Annotated in this window: 20 protein-coding genes and 1 other annotated feature; all 20 genes read left to right on the top strand. The window is 45.7% G+C overall.

Annotation, left to right across the window (positions count from 1 at the left end; genetic code table 11):
* Positions 1–242 precede the first annotated feature (242 nt).
* On the top strand, positions 243–1,484 hold the full coding sequence (gene ftsA / locus EYS13_RS06480) for a cell division protein FtsA (protein WP_423055304.1): 1,242 nt from the start codon (positions 243–245) through the stop codon (positions 1,482–1,484).
* A gap of 30 nt (positions 1,485–1,514) precedes the next feature.
* A complete protein-coding gene (gene ftsZ / locus EYS13_RS06475) occupies positions 1,515–2,561 on the top strand; it encodes a cell division protein FtsZ (protein WP_227767091.1) in 1,047 nt (348 codons plus the stop codon).
* 417 nt (positions 2,562–2,978) lie between these two features.
* Positions 2,979–3,911: a sigma-E processing peptidase SpoIIGA gene (spoIIGA, locus tag EYS13_RS06470; RefSeq protein ID WP_227767088.1), complete on the top strand. Its 933-nt coding sequence runs from the start codon at positions 2,979–2,981 to the stop codon at positions 3,909–3,911.
* 17 nt (positions 3,912–3,928) lie between these two features.
* Entirely contained in the window at positions 3,929–4,657 is a 729-nt protein-coding gene (gene sigE, locus EYS13_RS06465; protein WP_340641281.1) for an RNA polymerase sporulation sigma factor SigE, read from the top strand.
* 624 nt (positions 4,658–5,281) lie between these two features.
* The gene (sigG, locus tag EYS13_RS06460) at positions 5,282–6,055 is read left to right on the top strand and encodes an RNA polymerase sporulation sigma factor SigG (protein WP_227767085.1); all 774 of its coding nucleotides are present in this window, start codon (positions 5,282–5,284) and stop codon (positions 6,053–6,055) included.
* A 12-nt stretch (positions 6,056–6,067) separates the two neighbouring features.
* Entirely contained in the window at positions 6,068–6,706 is a 639-nt protein-coding gene (gene spoIIR, locus EYS13_RS06455) for a stage II sporulation protein R (protein WP_227767083.1), read from the top strand.
* A gap of 82 nt (positions 6,707–6,788) precedes the next feature.
* A complete protein-coding gene (locus EYS13_RS06450) occupies positions 6,789–7,046 on the top strand; it encodes a YlmC/YmxH family sporulation protein (RefSeq protein WP_227767081.1) in 258 nt (85 codons plus the stop codon).
* Positions 7,047–7,850: 804 nt separating this feature from the next.
* A complete protein-coding gene (gene nrdR, locus EYS13_RS06445; RefSeq protein ID WP_227767078.1) occupies positions 7,851–8,318 on the top strand; it encodes a transcriptional regulator NrdR in 468 nt (155 codons plus the stop codon).
* A gap of 12 nt (positions 8,319–8,330) precedes the next feature.
* Positions 8,331–10,343 carry an anaerobic ribonucleoside-triphosphate reductase gene (gene nrdD, locus EYS13_RS06440; protein WP_227767076.1) on the top strand — a complete coding sequence of 671 codons (2,013 nt, stop codon included), beginning with the start codon at positions 8,331–8,333 and terminating at the stop codon, positions 10,341–10,343.
* A 29-nt stretch (positions 10,344–10,372) separates the two neighbouring features.
* A complete protein-coding gene (gene nrdG / locus EYS13_RS06435) occupies positions 10,373–10,876 on the top strand; it encodes an anaerobic ribonucleoside-triphosphate reductase activating protein (protein WP_227767820.1) in 504 nt (167 codons plus the stop codon).
* Positions 10,877–11,157: 281 nt separating this feature from the next.
* Complete coding sequence (pgeF, locus tag EYS13_RS06430; protein ID WP_227767074.1) at positions 11,158–11,979, top strand: peptidoglycan editing factor PgeF; 822 nt, start codon at positions 11,158–11,160, stop codon at positions 11,977–11,979.
* A gap of 75 nt (positions 11,980–12,054) precedes the next feature.
* Entirely contained in the window at positions 12,055–13,029 is a 975-nt protein-coding gene (locus tag EYS13_RS06425) for an efflux RND transporter periplasmic adaptor subunit (RefSeq protein WP_227767072.1), read from the top strand.
* An 88-nt stretch (positions 13,030–13,117) separates the two neighbouring features.
* Positions 13,118–13,807, top strand: coding sequence for a YggS family pyridoxal phosphate-dependent enzyme (locus EYS13_RS06420; RefSeq protein ID WP_227767070.1), 690 nt, complete (start codon positions 13,118–13,120; stop codon positions 13,805–13,807).
* Between the two features lie 16 nt (positions 13,808–13,823).
* Positions 13,824–14,264, top strand: a complete 441-nt coding sequence (locus EYS13_RS06415) for a cell division protein SepF (RefSeq protein WP_227767068.1) — start codon at positions 13,824–13,826, stop codon at positions 14,262–14,264.
* A gap of 14 nt (positions 14,265–14,278) precedes the next feature.
* On the top strand, positions 14,279–15,088 hold the full coding sequence (proC, locus tag EYS13_RS06410) for a pyrroline-5-carboxylate reductase (RefSeq protein WP_227767067.1): 810 nt from the start codon (positions 14,279–14,281) through the stop codon (positions 15,086–15,088).
* 9 nt (positions 15,089–15,097) lie between these two features.
* A complete protein-coding gene (locus tag EYS13_RS06405) occupies positions 15,098–15,352 on the top strand; it encodes a YggT family protein (RefSeq protein WP_227767065.1) in 255 nt (84 codons plus the stop codon).
* 29 nt (positions 15,353–15,381) lie between these two features.
* Positions 15,382–16,155: a YlmH family RNA-binding protein gene (locus EYS13_RS06400; RefSeq protein ID WP_227767063.1), complete on the top strand. Its 774-nt coding sequence runs from the start codon at positions 15,382–15,384 to the stop codon at positions 16,153–16,155.
* 162 nt (positions 16,156–16,317) lie between these two features.
* The gene (locus EYS13_RS06395) at positions 16,318–16,791 is read left to right on the top strand and encodes a DivIVA domain-containing protein (protein WP_227767061.1); all 474 of its coding nucleotides are present in this window, start codon (positions 16,318–16,320) and stop codon (positions 16,789–16,791) included.
* A 70-nt stretch (positions 16,792–16,861) separates the two neighbouring features.
* Positions 16,862–17,494 (top strand): nucleoside phosphorylase-I family protein, encoded by a 633-nt coding sequence (locus tag EYS13_RS06390; RefSeq protein ID WP_227767060.1) that lies wholly within the window; start codon positions 16,862–16,864, stop codon positions 17,492–17,494.
* A gap of 21 nt (positions 17,495–17,515) precedes the next feature.
* Positions 17,516–17,738, top strand: a binding site (T-box leader).
* Between the two features lie 57 nt (positions 17,739–17,795).
* A complete protein-coding gene (gene ileS, locus EYS13_RS06385; RefSeq protein WP_227767058.1) occupies positions 17,796–20,576 on the top strand; it encodes an isoleucine--tRNA ligase in 2,781 nt (926 codons plus the stop codon).
* Positions 20,577–20,588 lie beyond the last annotated feature (12 nt).

Here is a 20,588-nt window from a genome sequence, read left to right as displayed (position 1 = left end):
TGCAGTTTGCAAAAGCAAATAGCAAGCAAGCCGGCTTCCCTTATACATTCAGAAAGTACTAAGTTCATTGAATCAATGTATAAGTGCAACTAGGGCTTTCGTCGCGGCTTTGGCTTCTACCCAAAGGGTATGAGTCTCAGTGCGGGGTTGCTCTTCTAGTTTCACAATGGCGCAAGCCAAGTATCTTTAAGTCGCTTGGTCTGGGCAGGTCTGTACCAAGAAAATACGGCATTGGGCTGGGGGTGCAAAAGTTGCCCAAAAAAAATGTAATAGTTGGCTTGGATATTGGTACCAGCAAAGTTGTAGCAGTGGTAGGAGAAATAGGAGAAGAAGGCCAAGTTAATGTCATCGGCGTCGGGGAATGTGCCTCTGTGGGTTTGCGCAAAGGAACTATTGTGGACATTGAAAATACTGCCAAATCCGTAGAAAAAGCTGTGGAAAAGGCTGAACAAATGAGTGGGGTGAATATTGACTCCGCTTTTGTAGGTATAACAGGACCCCATATTGCCTCGTTAAACAACCGTGGGGTAGTGGCGGTGGCCAGCCACGATCGCGAAATCTCCGCTGAGGATGCTACACGGGTTTTACAGGCTGCCAAAGTGATAGCGTTGCCTGCTGACCGCAAAATAATCCATGTTTTGCCAAGGCAATACATAGTTGATGGTTATGATGGAATTGTAGATCCGGTGGGAATGTCAGGCTCCCGGCTGGAAGTAGAGACCAACATAGTTACCGGGGCTGGTACTTCCATTCAAAATACGATTAAAAGTGTAACCAGGGCAGGAATACAAGTAGAAGCTTTGGTTTTTAATGCTCTGGCTTCTGCCGAGGCAGCTTTAGTACCGGCTGAAAAAGAGTTGGGAGCGCTTTTGGTGGATATAGGAGGAGGAACCACCGAACTGGCTCTGTACGAACAAGGAAGCCTTTGGTTTGCATCCGTAATTCCCATCGGCGGCGATCATGTTACCAGCGATTTAGCTGTAGGATTGCGTACACCTATTATGGAGGCGGAAAAGATCAAAAAGAAGTACGGTTGTGTTTTGCAGGCCTTGATGCCGGACGATGATTATATCGAGGTTCCCAACGTGGGTGGCAATGAAGTGCGCCGGGTATCCCGTAAACTTCTGGCCTCCATTATTGAGCCCAGGATGCAGGAGATTTTCAGCTTGGTCAAGTCAGAGCTTAAACGTTGCGGCTATAAAGGGGTATTACCCGGCGGGGTGGTGCTTACGGGCGGGAGCGCATTGATGGACGGGCTGGTGCAGTTAGCCGGCAGTGAAATGAATATGCCGGTGCGGGTAGGTATGCCCTGCAATGTAGGTGGAATGGCGGATATTGTAAATTCCCCCGCATATGCAACAGCTCTGGGGATTTTAACTTATGGGTCCCGTAACGTAGCTTTCTTGCAAGCGGCACCAACTGCAGACCCCCTATTTGGCGGTTTGCTGTCCCGCTTTTTTTCCTGGTTCAAAGAAATTTTTTAATGAGCGAAAGTAATTGAGGGGGTTTTTACAATGCTGGAATTTGAGGATATGGATTTTCAACAGTTTGCCGCTATCAAAGTCATAGGTGTAGGGGGTGGCGGCAATAACGCCGTGAATAGAATGATTGCAGCAGGTTTGCAGGGTGTGGAGTTTATTACAGTAAATACTGACGCCCAAGCATTGCGTTTGTCCCAAGCTCCTACCAAATTACAGATTGGGACAAAGTTGACCAAGGGACTGGGGGCAGGCGCTAACCCGGAAATAGGGAAAAAGGCTGCTGAAGAGAGCAGGGATGAAGTTTTAAAAAGTTTACAGGGAGCTGATATGGTGTTTGTAACCGCCGGCATGGGCGGTGGAACAGGCACAGGGGCTGCGCCGGTGGTCGCTGAAATCGCCAAGGAAATAGGCGCATTGACTGTAGGTGTGGTAACCAGGCCTTTTACCTTTGAGGGGAGAAAGAGAGCAGACCAGGCAGAGAAAGGTATTCTGGAGTTCAGAAGTAAAGTGGATACTTTAATTGTCATTCCCAATGACAGGCTGCTGCAGGTAGCTGACAAGCAGACCTCCATTACCGAAGCTTTTAGAATTGCCGATGATGTTTTGCGTCAGGGTGTGCAGGGTATTTCCGACTTGATTGCTGTCCCCGGTTTAATAAACCTGGATTTTGCCGATGTTAAAACAATCATGAAGGACACAGGTTCTGCCTTGATGGGTATCGGCAGGGCCAGTGGAGAAAAGAGAGCAGCCGAGGCGGCGAAAATGGCCATCTCCAGTCCGCTTTTAGAAACTTCCATTGAAGGAGCCAAAGGAGTGCTTTTAAATATCACCGGCGGCGGGAATTTGGGCCTGTTCGAGGTAAATGAAGCGGCTGAAATCATCTCTTCTGCTGCTGACCCTGAAGCTAATATCATTTTTGGGGCAGTAATTGACGAAAGTTTGCAGGATGAAATCAGGGTTACTGTCATCGCTACCGGCTTTGATCAAAAGCCGGTAAAACCGAAGCTTGACAAGGAACTGGAGTTTAAGCCTTTTACTTCCGATGACTTAGATATTCCCGCTTTCTTAAGAAGAAAATAAATTTGGTACAAAGCCCGTATGTATTATTTCAGCGGTCAGGGGACACACCTCTTATGCATGCTGTTAGCTTTTGCTGAGGAATGTCCCCAATTAATAAGCTCCTACGCCTTTGACCTTTGGCAAAGCCGCCGACGGCAGAGGAAACCGGTCCCGCTCCATAATACATGCGGGCTGATAATAGTTTGTCGACGGTCTGGGCGGTGCCAAGTAGCGCCGCTTTTTTTTTTGTCATCTTTTCTTACAATATAGACACCTTAAGCGGCTTCAGTGTCAAAGAGATAGTTATGGGGTAAGCAGGTTGTGACATTATTTGCCAAAGTCTTATAGTATAATTATTTCTAAAGTCGGAGTGCTAAATTAGAACCAGCGGCATATACTGGTAATAATTAGTTGGCACTTCCTGGGTCGGGGATGGCTGTGGGAAACGGGTATGTAGTCTATTTGGATGTAGTCTTTTTAATCAATTTTCTCATGGATTTTGCGATTCTTTGGGCTACATCCAAATTTGGGCATTTTAAAACCTCCAAAAAGAGGTTAGCGCTGGCTGCTTTGTTGGGTTCCACTTATACCCTGGCCTTATTTCTGCCTGAGCTGCATTGGCTGTTTACCTATGGCATGAAATTTGTGTTTTCGCTCCTAATGGTAGCTATAGCTTTTTTTTACGTGTCTTGGAAGAGGTTTTTGGCCGCAATCGGTTATTTTTACATGGTGGCGTTTGCTACAGCGGGGGCAATGCTTGGGGCCGTTTACTTTTTTGACAGCAATGCTGAAAGTTACAGCGTACTGAACGGAATCCTGGTTTCGCTGAGCAATATTAAAGCCTATTGGCTGCTGGCAGGTTTGGCTGTCGTGGTGCTTGTGAGCCGCTTTGGGGCGGGGTATTTAAAAAAGAGCTTTCTGGCCAGTTTGCTGCATGTGTCGGTGGTAATACGTTTTGGGAATAAATCGGTCCCCGTCAGAGCGCTGCTTGATACCGGCAACCAATTGAAAGACCCGCTTACCCAGCATCCGGTAATGGTGGTGGAATACAGTGTGTTGAAAAAAATCTTGCCTGAAGCAGTTCGGCAAGCTTTCGAAACCGGAGAGGAGCCCGAGCTGGAGAAACTTTCCAATTTGTTGACTGATATGTGGTGGGCCAAGCGTTTACGCCTGATCCCGTTTAACTCGATAGGGGAAAAAAGTAGCATGATGTTAGCTTTTCGACCTGATTTGGTGTTTGTCCAGATGGAGGAAAAACTTGTCGAGGTACGCCAAGTGGTTGTGGCAGTATGTAACAGGTCGCTTTCGCCGGAAGGTTTATACCGGGCTCTGTTACATCTGGATATGCTGCGTGAGACGTTAAAGACATAGGGGAGGCGGGTCAGTTGATACAGAAAAAGATTTTACAAGCTAAATGGAGTATAAGGCTTTTTATCATGCGCTTATTGCAGAAATTGTCACTTTTAGATGTAGTTTACTACGTTGGTAGCAGCGAAGCTTTGCCCCCGCCGTTATCAAATGATGAGGAAAACATCTTAATTACCCAACTGGAGCGGGGTAATTTGGCGGTCAAAGGGGTGCTGATTGAACGCAATCTTCGGCTTGTAGTTTACATCGCCAGGAAATTTGAAAATACAGGCGTAGGAATAGAGGATTTGGTGTCCATCGGCACCATTGGCTTAATTAAAGCTGTTAACACCTTTGATCCGCAAAAAAAAATTAAGCTTGCTACTTATGCCTCCCGGTGCATTGAGAATGAGATACTGATGCATTTGCGGCGAAATAATAAAACCCGGGTAGAAGTGTCTTTCGATGAGCCGCTGAACATTGACTGGGACGGGAATGAGCTATTGTTATCAGATGTTTTGGGTACCGACAACGATATTATTTATAAATCCATTGAGGAAGAGGTAGACAAAAAACTGCTGCAGCAGGCTATGAAAAAACTTTCAGCCAGGGAGAAGAAGATTATGGAATTCCGTTTCGGGCTGGTGGACGGGATAGAAAAAACCCAGAAGGAGGTAGCCGATCTTTTGGGTATTTCGCAATCATACATATCCAGGTTGGAAAAACGAATTATTAAGCGTTTGCGCAAGGAAATCAATCGGATGGAATAGTATGTATGCACTATGCATGTAGCTGTCAGCCATTTGCCATCAGTTAACATAACAGCAAGAGTCATTAGCTAATGTACGCCCATGCTGCTGCGCGGCACCAGTAGCCAGCAGGATAATGCCGTCGTTAATCATTAGTTTTCAGCTTTCAGCTATCAGCCATCAGCTGCCAGCTATTAGCTAGTAAGGAGGACTGGACGACGAGCAGGTGCTAATGACTAACGACCAATGACTCTGTGTAAGCTGCTGCCAAGGACTAAGTACGAGGCGTTTAGTCGATTCTGGGGAATGGGGACTAGGGACTGATGAATAATATGTAAACAAACCGTTTAGAATTTCCTGGTTAAGAGGAAGTTCGAAACGGTTTGTTTTATTATGAGTAGGAAAGAATATTCTTCCTTAGAAAGTATATTCTTCCTTAGTTTGTTATTTTCCGTTACGAGTAACCAAAAAGCTTCCTTAGTCAAGCATTGTTAATGCTTTTTTATTTTTTGGCTGTAATTTTGCGTAGCTAAGTTTTCGTGTTCCCGTTCCAGTGCGGTATAAAAGCAAGTGCGGCGGGCAATAATTAAAAATGAATTTGAGAATGTTTAAAAGAACATTTGTAGAGGGTGGGGGTATGCATTTTTGATGGTCAACAAAGTAGAAATATGCGGCGTCAATACCTCAAAGCTACCGGTTTTATCCAACGAAGTTATGCGACAGCTGTTTAAAGCGATGCAAAACGGAGATCAATCTGCCCGGGAGAAGTTAATAAATGGTAACCTCCGCCTGGTTTTAAGTGTTATCCAGCGTTTCACCAACAGAGGGGAATACGTGGATGATTTGTTTCAAGTCGGCTGCATTGGTTTGATGAAAGCTATTGACAATTTTGACCTGGAGCAGAACGTGAAGTTTTCCACCTATGCCGTCCCAATGATTATTGGTGAGATTCGCAGATACCTAAGGGATAATAACCCAATCCGGGTCAGCAGGTCCCTGCGAGACGTAGCGTATAAAGCACTGCAGGTCAGGGATGCTTTGATCAATAAAAACTCCCGGGAGCCGTCTATTACGGAAATAGCTTCGGAATTAAATATTCCGAGAGAGGAAATTATATTTGCACTGGACGCTATTCAGGAGCCCATTTCTCTGTTTGAACCCATCTACCATGACGGTGGGGATCCTATCTTTGTGATGGATCAGATTGGTGATGAAAAAAATTATGACACCAACTGGTTGGAAGGCATTGCTGTACGGGAAGCGCTAAGTAAGCTCACTGATAGGGAAAAATTGATTCTCACCTTACGGTTTTTTGAAGGCAAAACCCAGATGGAAGTTGCAGAAGAAATAGGAATTTCACAAGCGCAAGTATCAAGGCTTGAAAAAGCAGCTCTAAGTCATATGAAGAAACATATTTAAGGGGGAAAAGATGTGCAGAGGAGAGGTTTGGTAATACTGGGGATATTGTTTTTCATGGGGGTTATCGGGGTTATTTCATTGGGTAAAACAGCACAGCCTGCTTATAATAACTCCAACTTGCTCCGTTTTCATGTGATTGCCAATAGCGACTCTTTGGAAGATCAGTCCTTGAAAAGGAAGGTGAGGGACCGGCTGGTTGAACAGTTTGGGCCTGATTTTGCCAAAGTAACATCACTGGACGAGGCCAGAGCAATTATTAGAAACAAACAAGAAGAGATTAAAAAAGCGGCTTATAATGAAGTAAGGGCCTGGGGTAAAGATTATGCCGTGGAAGTAACTTTAGGAAACTTTGCATTTCCTACTAAGACCTATGGAGACTTTACTTTACCGGCAGGTAACTACGAAGCGCTCAGGGTCGTCCTTGGCGAGGGCAAAGGTCAAAACTGGTGGTGTGTATTGTTTCCACCTTTATGTTTCGTGGATATTTCCAACAGCTTGGCTGCAAAAGACCCGGCGCAAGCCGTATTGCAAGGAAAAGAGGAAGCTTCTAAGCAGAAAAATGCAGTGGAAATCAGGTTTAAGATTCTAGAGGTTTTGCGCAGGCAAGATCAACAACCTGAAAAGACCCGTCCCTTAAGGAACGTTATTTAACGTTCTTTTTCTTTTTTGACAATATTTTGGACTAGGAGTCATATAATTTTAGTGGACTTGGCCGTAATGAGGGGGTGGAGGTATGTTGAAAGTTTCTGATCTGCGGATGCGGGACGTGATCAATGTGTTAGATGGGCGTAGGTTAGGTGTAATTAAGGATATAGATGTTGATATTGAAAGGGGAAAAGTAACTGCTTTAATTTTGCCCGGTTCTGGGAAATTTATGGGGTTATTCGGCAAAAATGATGACATTGTTATCCCTTGGGAGAAGATTAAAAAACTAGGCGTAGACGTAATTTTGGTCGAACTGCAGAACTTCACCGATCCCAGACATGACTGACATGTGGTTAGCTATTTTGAAAATTAACCAAATCTTTTAATACTAAATAACTAACACTATTAACTCAGACTACCCTCAAAATGTTAACCCTTGTGTCTGCTGCTCCAAAGACTATCGCCAAGAGCGCTGCTTCTGCTCATCGTTTGACTTCCAGCGGCACGCGCTGACGCGGCGTCCATGCCACTCCAGCGCTCTCGCAGCGTCCATGCTGCTCGGCCGCTTACAGTCAAACTCTTCACAGAGCGCTCTATGGCTTGTCATATGTCGCAGCTACACACAATGGGTTACAATTTTTCATTCTTCTGATGGTGCTGCACAGCAGCATGGGTGTCTGTCGACAAACTATTAACAGCCAGCATGTATTATGGAGCGGGACTGGTTTCCTCTAGGCTGGCAGCTATGCTGCCGGTTACGGCGTAGGAGCTTATTAATTGGGGACATTCCTCAGCATAAGAGGACAACACGCATAAGAGGTGTGTCCCCTGACCGCTGTTCGAAATAATACATGCTGGCTTTGTCTACAAGCTGATTATTAACTATCATAATGGCAGCCTCTCTGGAAAACGAGGGCTGTTTTTTTTATTTTGCCCTAAAATAAAACTAAGCAGAAAAACAAAGAAAAAGGGCGATAATAGTCGGATTCTTGGCGGAAATGCTTACCAGTGTCACTAATTCTTACACAGTAAATAATTGACATACTAAATATAGGGGCATATAATAAGAAATGCACCATATATTGAGGTGTTAATTCGCGCTAAAGCTCTTAAAAACCTTTCAGAATTAAAGAGGCAGGAGGTTGTGGCGTTGCGTTGTCCTTTTTGCGGTTATAGTGATTCTAAAGTATTAGATTCCCGGCCGGCTGATGATGGCCATTCCATACGCAGGCGCAGGGAATGCCAGGATTGCGGCAAGCGTTTTACCACTTATGAAAAGATAGAGGTCCTTCCCCTGATGGTTGTGAAAAAGAATGGACAACGGGAGTCTTTTGATCCCAACAAACTTCTGGTAGGTTTAATCAAAGCATGTGAAAAAAGGCCTATAGCCATGGAAAAGCTAGAGGCTATAGTGAGGGATATAGAGAAGGAATTACTAAATACCATGGAGCGGGAAGTTACTAGCGAGAAAATAGGCGAACTGGTAATGGACAGGCTGCAACAATTGGATGCCGTGGCTTATGTCCGGTTCGCCTCGGTTTACCGGGAATTCAAAGATTTGCAAACTTTTATGCATGAGCTGGAAAGTCTGCTGAAGAAAACAATTACTGAAAAATAGGGGGCGGTTTGGATGTTTACCAAGATAAAAAAAAGAGACGGTAGAATTGTGGATTTTAACGAAGCTAAGATTACTGATGCCATTTTTAAAGCGGCTCAAGCCGTGGGCGGCGAAGACAGGCAAACGGCTGTGGAGCTTACTTTGGAAGTATTAAAAAATTTAAAAAACACATTCAATGGCAATATTTTTACTGTTGAAGATGTACAAGATGTTGTGGAGAAAGTGCTGATTGAGACTGGACATGCTAAAACCGCCAAAGCGTATATTTTGTATCGTTCTAAACGTACCCGTATTCGGGAGGCAAAGTCTGATCTAATGGATGCAGTTGAAGAAATTTTGGCGGAAACAAGCAGGGAAAATGCCAATGTCAGCAACTCACCTTCAGCCAAAATGCTGCAGATTGCCAGTGCAGCCAGCAAGAAATACTATCTCAGCCGTTTAATACCGGAAGAATTTTCTGCTGCTCATTCCAGGGGAGATATACATATCCATGACCTTGACTTTTATGCCAAAACCCTTACTTGTGTGCAGATCCCTTTGGGAGAGCTGTTGCGCAACGGTTTCGATAATGGACACGGATATATCCGTCCTCCCAAAAGACCGTCTTCCGCCACCGCGCTGGCTGCCATCATCCTGCAGAGCTGCCAGAATGATATGCATGGCGGGCAATCTTTCCCCTTCTTTGACAGGGATATCGCGCCTTATGTGGTAGAAGCTTCCGAAGAGGAAACTTACCAGGCTATGGAGGCACTGATTTATAATTTAAATTCCATGCATTCGCGGGCTGGGGCTCAGGTTCCTTTCAGCAGTTTAAACATTGGAACTGATACCAGCGAAGGTGGCAGGAAGGTAACCCGCAACCTACTGCTGGCCTACGAAAAAGGTTTGGGTCGAGGAGAAAATCCGATTTTTCCCAATATAATTTTCCGTTTAAAAGAAGGAGTTAACTTTAATCCAGGAGATCCCAACTACGATCTTTTTAAACTGGCTATACGGGTTGCCAGCCGCCGGATGAATCCCACTTTTAGCTTCATGGATTCATCTTTCAACAGTCCTTATGGCGATCAGGTCAGCTATATGGGCTGTCGGACCAGGGTCATGGCTAACAGAAAAGGGCCGGAAATAACGGAGAAGAGGGGCAATCTGTCTTTTACCACTATCAATTTACCCAGACTTGCCATTCGGGCTGGGGGCAATGTGGACATTTTCTATGAGCTGGTGGATAACGCCATTGATCTGGCTGTGAGGCAGTTGTACCACCGTTATCAAGTCCAGGCCAAGCTAAAGGTTAAAGACATGCCGTTCCTGATGGGACAACACATCTATTTGGATTCTGATAATTTAGGTGAAAATGATGCAATTGAACCCGCAATCAAACACGGCACGCTATCAGTAGGCTATATTGGTCTGGCTGAAACTTTAACAGCCCTTACGGGCAAGCATCATGGCGAAAGTCCGGATTCCCAAGCACTGGGGCTGCAAATTGTGGAATATATGCGGAACAAAATAGATGAATACGCGCAAAGATATGACTTAAACTATACGCTACTGGCTACGCCGGCAGAAGGGCTGTCAGGGAGGTTCGTGGCTATTGACCGCAAAGAGTTCGGAGTTATACCGGGGGTTACGGACAAAGAGTACTATACTAATTCATTCCATATTCCGGTAAGCTTTCCCATTTCATTATACGATAAAATTTCCCTGGAAGGGCCTTACCATAAATTTGCTAATGGCGGTCATATCAGTTATGTGGAACTAAAGTCTCCCCCTCTGGCCAATACCGAGGCTGTGGAAGCCATCTTAAGGCATATGAGGGATAACGATATGGGATACGCGGGAATTAACTATCCCATTGATTTTTGTACCACCTGCAGCCACCAGGGGGTAATCAGCGATGAAACATGTCCGGTCTGCGGTGCGGGTCCAATCCGCAGGGTCAGAAGAATTACCGGTTATTTCAGCACTGTAGACCGCTTTAACGATGCTAAAAAGGCCGAATTAAGAGATCGGGTAGCCCATATGTAAGGGCAAAATGAGGCAGGGAAGTGAGTATAATGGAAATCCGCATTGCAGGGACAATCCCGGAAAGCATAGTGGATGGACCGGGAATTAGATTTGTGGTTTTTGCCCAGGGGTGTAACCATTATTGCCCGGGCTGTCATAACCCGGAAACCCATCCGTTAAACGGGGGCAAGGTAACTACTGTAACTGAGCTTTACCGGGAGATTAAAGCCCATAAGCTCTTAAAAGGAGTCACTTTTTCCGGGGGCGAGCCTTTCCTGCAGCCTGCTGCTTTTGCGGAACTCGGGAGGAAAATCAAGGGTTCAGGGATGGATTTAGTCATTTATACTGGTTATCTGTTCGAAGAACTGCTGGCTCTGGCGGAAATGGATCCTGTTATTGGGGAACTACTTCAGCTGGCTGATTTGCTGGTGGACGGACCGTTCCTTTTGGAAGAACGGGATCTAAGCCTTCCTTACCGGGGATCCCGCAACCAGCGGCTGATTAAAGTACAGGAATCCCTGTACAGCGGACGGGCTGTCCAATTGGCAGTCTAAGTCCAAAGGAATTAGTAAATAACTCAGGCCCTTGAGACTGAGTCACAGACCGTCGACAAACTATTATCAGCCAGCATGTATTATGGAGCGGGACTGGTTTCCTCAGCCGTCGGCAGCTATGCTGCCGGTAACGGCGTAGGAGCTTGTCCAGAGCGAAATAATACATGCTGGCTTTGTCTACGAGCTGTAAATCAGGCCCTTGAGACTGAGTTATTTATTTATTTACTGTAGTACCATAAAATAGGATATAATATACTAAACAAGTCAGGCGAGGTGTTGAGATGAACAGCGACTTTCAACTAGAGCAGCATGGTAAACTGGCTTATTTAACCATCCCCGCCTTTACGGCCACCAATTTAGTAAACCATTGTTTTACTACCAGGCTGGGTGGCTTTAGCCAAGCGCCTTTTCAAAGTTTAAATATGGCTTTACATGTGGGCGATAACCCTGAGGTGGTTGCGAGAAACCGCCGGGAGATTTGCAGTGCTATAGGAATTAACCATTTGGATTTAGTTGCCGGGGAACAGGTTCACGGGGAAAATATAAGAGTTGCAGTATGGGAGGATAAAGGAAGAGGCGCCGCTCTTTACAAGCAGGCATTGCTGTCGACCGATGCCCTAATCACCAGGATGCCGGGGGTACCTTTAAGCACATATTATGCTGACTGCGTTCCCATCTTTATTTTAGACCCGGTAACCCCTGCTATTGGTTTGGCCCATGCTGGCTGGAAAGGTACGGTGCTGAAGATTGGAGCGAAGACAGTGCTGCGGATGCAAGCTGAGTTCGGCAGTCAACCCGATAACTGCTTGATTGGCATCGGCCCTTCCATTGGACCCTGTTGTTATGAAGTGGACGGGAGAGTGGTGGAAAGATTAGCTGCAAATTTTAACGTCTCCGAACAGTTTCTGCAGCCTGCGCCAAGAGGCAAATGGCTGTTGAACTTATGGCACGCCAATGCTTATGCCTTGCAGGAAGTAGGAGTGAAAGCAGAACATATTAGCTACAGCCGGTATTGCACCAGTTGCAATACGGAATTATTTTTCTCTTACAGGGCCGAGCAAGGTAAAACAGGCAGGATGGCAGCACTGCTCATGCTTAAATAGGCTTTGGCAGGAAATGCCAATTTATGCACAGAATATTGGTTACAAATAACAGCAACTAATACGGGAGAGGATTCTATGCCATACACTCCCAGAAGACTTCGTTTGGAAAAAGAGCGGCGAAAGCAAGTGGTGAGTCGCAAATTTGTACAATTATTGGGGATTGCATTCCTCGTCTTGCTGGCTTGGCTTCTAATCGGGCAAGCCCAGAAACTGATTATTAATCAATTAGCAAAAACGATTAGGGTGGATTACGGTGAGTTGGAGGACAAGATAGCTGTCAGCGCAATTGTTGCCCGGCATGAATGGGTATTCAACGCACCAGTCAGTGGAACCCTGCAGGTCATTGCTAAGGAGGGGCAGCGTGTCCCGGAGGGCGCTGTAATTGCCAAAATTGTCGGTGAAGGGTCAACACAGGACATGGAAAAACCCCAGTATGCTATTTATGCGAACAAAGCAGGGATAGTGTGTTACCATCCTGACAGCATGGAAAGTGTGGTTACGCCTGCCGCCACCTTTAACCTGGATGTAGAGGCATTAAAGGAGAATTTAAAAACTTCCTCCGATACGTCACCGGTTAAGGAAGGCATGCTAAACAGCGGCTCCCCGGTAGTGAAGGTAATCAATAATCTAAAGCCGCTTGTGCTTGATTTTACAGTTCCCAAGGCAGCTTACCAAGAGTTGCCGAAGGTTGGGGACGAGATTGTTTTGAAAGTACCTGGGAATACCAAAAAGTGGCAGGCGGAAGTAACCAAAATAGTTGCTCAAAAGGGAGAGCTGCGGATTCAGGCTGAAAGCAGTAATTACCCGGATATTCTCTTACACCAGCGGCTCATTGATTTGGAACTGGTGAAGCACAATTACCGGGGCATTATCATTCCTACAAGCGCTTTGATAAATAAGGGTGAATCCCAAGGGGTATTCAAAGCCTTAACGGGGGATTTTCGCTTTGCAGAGGTGGAAGTTAAAGGACGAGTAGGAGATAATGCTGCTGTTTCAGGGCTTGAGCCGGGGGATGAAATTTTAGTCAACCCTGGCATTATTGGTAAATAATTTATCATTGAGCACTTTTAGGTCAAGATAGCAGGAAATATTGCTAAAACGTAGAAAAATATTCTAGTAACGGTCAGGAGGAATTAAGTTGTCGCAAATTGCTGCAAATTTGGCAGAAGTCAAAAAAAAGATAATTGCTTCGGCTGAAAGGGTTGGACGTGATCCGGCAGAAATTAAATTAATTGCCGTTACTAAAACGGTAGGAATTCCCCAGATGCTGGAAGCAATAGAGGCAGGTGTTACTGCTATCGGAGAAAACAGGGTGCAGGAGATTAATAGAAAATTTCCTGAACTGCATAAACCGGTAGAATGGCATTTGATCGGGCACCTGCAGACCAACAAAGTGAAGTACATTATTGATAAAGTTGCTTTGATTCACTCTCTGGACAGTCTTTCCCTGGCTGAGGAAATTTCCAAAAGGGCGCGTCAGGCAGGAAAGGAAATGCCGGTGTTGGTTCAAGTCAATGTGGCGGAAGAGGAAAGCAAACATGGGCTGAAGCTTGGAGAAACCGAAGCTTTTATCAGGAATGTGGCCAACTTGGATGGTTTACGGATTTCAGGTTTAATGACTATGGCTCCTCTGGTTGAGGATCCGGAAGAAGCACGGCCTGTATTTCGACGTTTAAGGCTTTTGAGCGAAGAGTTGAGAGCTAAAGCTATCCCGGGAATAGAGCTGCGGTATCTGTCCATGGGCATGACTAACGATTTTGAGGTGGCCATCGAAGAAGGAGCGAACTTAATCCGGATTGGAACAGCTATTTTCGGAGCACGAAGCTAAATAAGGAGGAACAAAAATGGCGAAGTTGGTGGATAAGGTGCTGAGTTTTATGGGATTTGAAATTGAAGAGGTAGAGGAAGAAAATGTTAGCCGTGAGGAAGCAGTACCCTGGAATGAACAAAAAGAACGGTTCAAAAAAAACAATATTGTGAGCTTACCGGCTCCTAAAGCTATGAAAATGGTTGTAGTGAAACCGACTGCTTTTGAACAGGTGCAAAATATTGCGGATCATTTGAAAAACAGGAGGCCGGTAATTGTTAATTTAGAAGAGGTTGAAAGGGAACTGGCCAAGAGAATTGTCGACTTTCTAAGCGGATCAATATACGCCTTGGGGGGCAGCATGCAGAAAGTCAGTGCGGCAATAATTCTCTTTGTACCAAATAACGTCGATGTGGCAGGGGATCTGGAAGCTGGTTACCGCGAAAAAAACATCTTTACTCTTACCAGTTCAAACTAGAGGTGAGTTAATAATTGGACAAAACCATTGGGTTCATCGGCGGGGGACAGATGGCAGAAGCCATTATATCCGGCTTGCTAAAGGCGGAAATTGTCAAACCGGAGGCAGTCATTGTCAGCGATCCGGCCCCCGAACGGCGCAATTTATTACAACAAAAGTATGCAGTCAGCACGTATTACGATAATCTGGCTGTGGTTGAGAGAGCGGAAATTATTGTGTTAGCGGTAAAGCCGCAGATAATAAGTCAGGTTTTGGCAGAACTTTCCTTGGACTTTCCCAGGGACCGGCTCCTTATTTCCATTGCAGCCGGCGTGACTCTGCGGGACTTAGAGCAGTCATTGCCCCATGGAACTCCTATTATTCGCGCTGTGCCAAACACTCCTTGTTTGATTGGAGAAGGTATTACAGCGTTAGCTGTGAACCAGGCTGTAACCCCTGAGGATTTAGAAAAGGCTGAAAGGATTTTTCAAGCCACGGGCGAAGTGCTCTCTTTGCCCGAGAAGTTGCTTGATGCGGTAACCGCCGTAAGCGGCAGTGGGCCGGCTTACGTTTATTTGTTTATAGAAGCTTTGATTGATGGCGGTGTCAAAGTGGGTTTGCCCCGTGAGTTAGCGAGAAAATTGGCAGTGCGGACTGTTTTAGGTTCAGCAAAAATGGTGCATGCTACAGGTAAACATCCGGCGGAATTAAAGGATATGGTTACTTCTCCTGGAGGTACAACTATTGCTGCTCTCTTTGCCCTGGAGCAGGGGAACTTACGGTCTACAGTGATGAATGCTGTGTTGGAGGCGGAAAAACGGGCAAAAGAGCTAAGTCATAATTAGAGGTGAGTTATGCAGTCTATTGAAACTATAATTCACGTTGCTATCGAGGTTTTAGATTGGTTAATTATCGCCAGAGTTTTGCTTTCTTGGGTTTCCCATGACCCCGGAAACCCCGTTATTCGTTTTATTTACGAAATAACAGAACCAATTCTGGCCCCAATCAGGCGGATCATGCCGCGGGGCGCTATGCCTCTCGATTTTTCGCCTTTTGTAGCCATTCTGGTTTTGCAATTAGTACAGCGATTGTTGTTGAGTTTGTTTTAACTGCGCCTATGATGTTGAACAGGGAAAAGTTGCTCAAATTTATAGCCGATGCTGAAGAACGGGCCTGCATGACCAGAATACTTGATCTGGCGGAAAGGGTTCTAACGAAGCATGAAGTTGCTGTGTCCGATTTTCTCGAACCCCGTTATACCGGTTTAGCTAAGGATATTCTAAGGGGTTTGCCGGATTTAAAATTTGTTTTCGAGGGCGGGCATGGAGAGGCGGAACGGCAGAGAATAGTGCTGTTCCCCGGTTATCTTGAACCAGAGGATCTTAAGCCGCAAATAGGCATCTTGAAAATCACGGGAGGGCGCAAATTTACTGCGTTAAAGCACCGCGACTTTTTAGGAGCCTTATTGGGTTTGGGCATACGTCGGGAAAAAATCGGGGACATTTTAATCGGTGAACAGTACTGTTTGACAGTGGTAGCCCAGGAACTCACTTCTTACATTGCGGCTAATCTGCGCCAGGTAGGCAATGTTCCGGTTCAAGTTGCTCCCCTCTCGGAAATAGAACCTCAATTTGGGAGAGAAGAAAATTTCAAGCAAATTAAAACAACTGTGGCTTCCCTGCGGCTTGATGCAGTAAGCAGCCACGGTTTTAGTTTATCCAGGAGTCAAATGCTTGAAGAGATTAAAGACGGTAAAGTCAAATTGAACTGGAAAGAAACTACCGACCCTGCCAAACCGGTACAAAAAGGCGATACCATTTCCTGCAGGGGAAGAGGCAGACTCATAGTTGAAGATGTAACAGGGGCAACGAAAAAAGGACGGGTAGGGATTGTGCTCAAACGCTTGCTTTAGATGTGCAGGTAGATTAAGCTTTGCAGCCTTTTGTAAATGCTGAAAGAGTAAAACTTTTATCCAGTTCCGTTTGTAACTTTTAAAGGAAACGGGGCTTATTTCGTCGAAAGCTTTATGTGAAAACGTTAAGCTGACGGCAACTGCAATTATGGAGGTGTGTTCATGGTTCTCACTCCGCTGGATATTCAAAATAAGGAATTTCGCAAGGTTTTACGTGGCTACAGTGAAGATGAAGTTAATGTGTTCATGTCGCGTATTTTAAGGGATTACGAGCAGATGTACCGGGACAATCAGGAGTTAAAAGAAGAGGTGCAGAGACTGACTTCCGAGCTGGAGCGGTATAAAAGGATTGAAGAAACCTTAAATAATACTTTGATTTTGGCTCAGCAAACCGCGGAAGAATTAAAAGCCAACGCGGCCAGGGAATGTGAACTGCTAAATCAGGAAAGCCAGCTGCGGATTCAAAAAATGTTTGACGAAGCAGCACAAAAAATCCGCGCCATGGAAGAGGAATACGAACTCATTCGCAAAAAAACACAAAGCTGTAAAGCCCAACTAAAATCATTCCTTCTCACTTATTTGGAAATGCTGGAAAATGAAATGCCGGAAAGGGAAATAGATAGAGAGTCGGCGTAAGTCGAGAAGCTTGGAGTGATCAGTACCAAGGGATATGCAAAGGGGGAAATAAGCCTGACAGGCGAAGTTTATGAGAATTGCCATTTTAACCAATTCCGATAAGGGGTATGTTTTACTTAAAGAGCATTTAAGTTTCAGACAGGTAGAACAGTGGCAAGGAATTGAGATTGCCAGAGGGAAATTGCAAAATCAGCCGGTTTTAATTATGAGCTGTGAGCATATTGAACCCCTGGATTCTTTTGACTTGATAGGAGCAGAAGAAATACCTTATATTATTTCCTTAGGATTTGCAGAGGAGTACAGCCCACCGTTGGCTCCCGGTGATATTTTAATTGCCGGGGAAATAGATATGCGGCCAACAAATGCCAAATTGGTGGACTGGTGTTTGGCGGCTGTGGATGAAATGGAAGAGTTAAGCGTTTTCAGAACAGTAGTCGGGAGTTTGCACAGTTCTACCCCGGTTGAAATCAAAGAAGGCAATGTTTTTGCTGTGGATAAGAAGGCGGCCCAATTGGCTGCTTGCCTTGAAAACCAGGATACAGCAATTTTATTTGTACGTTTTATAAAAGACAATGGAAAGGACCTGCAGGAAGACCAGTGTATGGAGGAAAACGGGCAAATATCTTTCTGGCTGGTCAAAGGCATATTAGGTCAGATCAGCAAGTATCGGCAGAATTTGACTTCAGATATCGGTGTGGTATAATTAATTATAAATGTTTTTGTGATAAAAACTATGAACGGGAGAGTAGATTAGGCCAAGGTTTTAGCGAGCCCGGGAGAGTGGAAGCCGGGTAACTGAAGCTTAGTCGAAGATCACCCGGGAGTTGGGGTCTGAAACTTTGGAGTAGGATGCCCCGGTGAGTCGCCGTTAGGACTGAAGAAGTGACGTTAAGCAAGACTTAACGTAAATAAGGTGGTACCACGGGAATGAAGCTCTCGTCCTTTAGTGACGGGACTTTTTTATTTGTAGTTTTTCTTTATATTAGGAAAGGGTGAACGCGAAAGTGGAGTACGATCAGACTTTAAATTTACCTAAGACCGACTTCCCCATGCGGGCCAATTTGCCGCAGCGGGAACCTGAAATCTTGAGTTTTTGGGAAGAACAAGATATTTACAAATTAGTCCAGGAAGCCAACAAGGGCAAACCTAAATTCATTCTGCATGACGGACCTCCTTACGCCAATGGTGATATACATTTAGGAACAACATTAAACAAAGTCCTAAAGGACATGGTAGTTAAATTTTATTCCATGTCCGGTTATGATGCCCCCTATGTACCGGGATGGGACACCCACGGTCTTCCTATTGAGCAGCAGGCGATAAAAAATTTAAAGCTCAACCGCCACCAAATCGACGCTGTGGAGTTTCGGGAGCGCTGTGCCGAGTATGCTTTAAAATTTGTCAACATCCAGAGAGAATCATTTAAAAGGCTGGGTGTACGGGGTGACTGGAATAATCCTTATCTGACCTTATCCCCGGAATACGAAGCTGCCCAAATCGGGGTTTTTGGGGAAATGGCGAAAAAGGGCTATATTTATAAAGGTTTGAAGCCGGTTTACTGGTGTTCCGATTGCGAAACAGCGTTGGCTGAAGCGGAAGTGGAATACCAGGATAAGCGTTCCGCTTCCATTTACGTGAAATTTGCCGTCAAGGACTCTAAAGGACTGTTTGATCCGCAAAATGCTTATGTGGTAATCTGGACCACAACTCCCTGGACTATTCCTGCCAACGTGGCGATTACTTTACATCCTGACTTTGAATATGTCTTAGTCAGGGTGGGGGAAGACAGGCTTTTAATGGCAAAAGGGCTTTATGCCCAAGCTCTGGAGGCTTGCGGTTTACAACCGGGTGAGATCATCCAAACATTTAAAGGCAGTGATTTGGAGCATGTGGTTTGCCGGCATCCCTTGTTTGAGCGGGATTCGCTTGTAATCCTAGGGGAGCATGTCACTCTGGAAGCCGGTACAGGCTGTGTCCATACCGCTCCCGGCCATGGCTTGGAGGATTACGAGGTGGGGCGGCGCTATAATCTGCCGGTTATTTCTCCCTTGGATAACAGGGGAAGATTTACGGAAGAAGGTGCCCAGTACCACGGTTTAACATATGACGAAGCCAATAAGGCTGTCACAAAAGATTTAGAGCAAAACGGAGCGCTGCTCAGCTTGGACTTCATCCAGCACCAGTATCCTCACTGCTGGAGGTGTAAACATCCGGTAATTTTCCGGGCTACCGAGCAGTGGTTTGCATCAATTGACGGTTTCAGAAAAGAAGCCCTGGAGGCTATCAAAGAGGTCAAATGGATTCCTGCCTGGGGAGAGGACAGGATTCATAACATGGTGGCTGAAAGGGGTGATTGGTGTATTTCCCGCCAGCGCACCTGGGGCGTTCCCATACCCATTTTCTACTGCGCTGAATGCGGCGAAGCCATTATCACAGATGAAACAATTAAACATGTCCAGGAATTATTCAGGAAGCACGGTTCCAATATCTGGTTTGCCAAGGAAGCAAATGATTTAGTGCCTCCCGGTTTAAAATGCGGCAAGTGTGGAAATCAGGTTTTTCGCAAAGAAACGGATATTATGGATGTGTGGTTTGACTCAGGCTCAAGCCATGCTGCAGTCTTAAAAGACAACCCGGATTTAGCGTGGCCGGCGGATCTTTACCTGGAAGGAAGCGATCAGCACCGCGGCTGGTTTAATTCCTCCCTTTCCACTGCGGTGGCGACCACAGGCAAAGCGCCTTACAAGGCGGTGCTCACCCATGGCTATGTGGTTGATGAAAAGGGGCGAAAAATGTCGAAATCCCTTGGCAACGGCATCGATCCCCTGGACGTAATCAAGCAGATGGGTGCAGACATTTTAAGGCTTTGGGTGGCTTCCGCCGATTACAAACGGGACGTGGCCGCTTCGCCCAACATCATGAAGCAGATGACTGAAGCTTACCGCAAAATCCGGAATACCTGCCGGTTCCTGTTAGGAAACTTGTATGATTTTAATCCCGAACAGGATAAGGTGGCTTACGAGCAGTTCCTGGAAATTGACCGCTGGGCATTGTTGAAACTGCACAGGTTAATAGCAAAAGTTACGGAAGCATACCGGAACTATGATTTCCATGTGGTTTACCACAGCATCCATAACTTCTGTGTAGTCGATATGAGCGCTTTCTACCTGGATATTATCAAGGACAGGGTGTATATCTCCAGACCGGATGATCCGGCCCGAAGAGCGGCGCAGACCGTAATGTATGAAATTATCATGGCCCTGGTGAGACTCATCACGCCTATTTTAGCCTTTACCAGTGAAGAAGTGTGGCGTTATATTCCTAAACAGCCGGGCAGCCCGGTCAGCGTCCAACTGGCCGGCTGGCCTGAAGTACAGGAAAAATACCTGGACGAGTCACTGGAAGTAAAGTGGAATAAACTGATAGAGGTCAGGGAAGAAGTTTCCAAAGCTTTAGAACTGGCCCGTCAGGAAAAAATCATTGGCAACTCCTTAAATGCAATGGTAAGTGTCTATGCCGATGAAGACTGGTACCAATTCTTAAAACCAATGGAAAAAGAGCTGGCAACTCTGTTTATTGTTTCTGCCGTCGAAGTGGCTACCATGGAAAAGGCTCCGAATAATGCTATTCAGGCAGTCGACATCGAAGGATTGAAGCTGGCTGTCACCGTGGCGCCCGGAGAAAAATGTGAGCGTTGTTGGACCTACAGTCCCACAGTAGGCCAAACAGCTGAACATCCCACCATTTGCTCCCGGTGTGCGGAAGTCATTGCGAATTTAGCATAACAAGGAATTAAA

It is taken from the genome of Zhaonella formicivorans, assembly GCF_004353525.1.
Lineage (GTDB): Bacteria > Bacillota > DUOV01 > DUOV01 > Zhaonellaceae > Zhaonella > Zhaonella formicivorans.
This window is presented reverse-complemented; position numbering and strand designations above follow the sequence as displayed.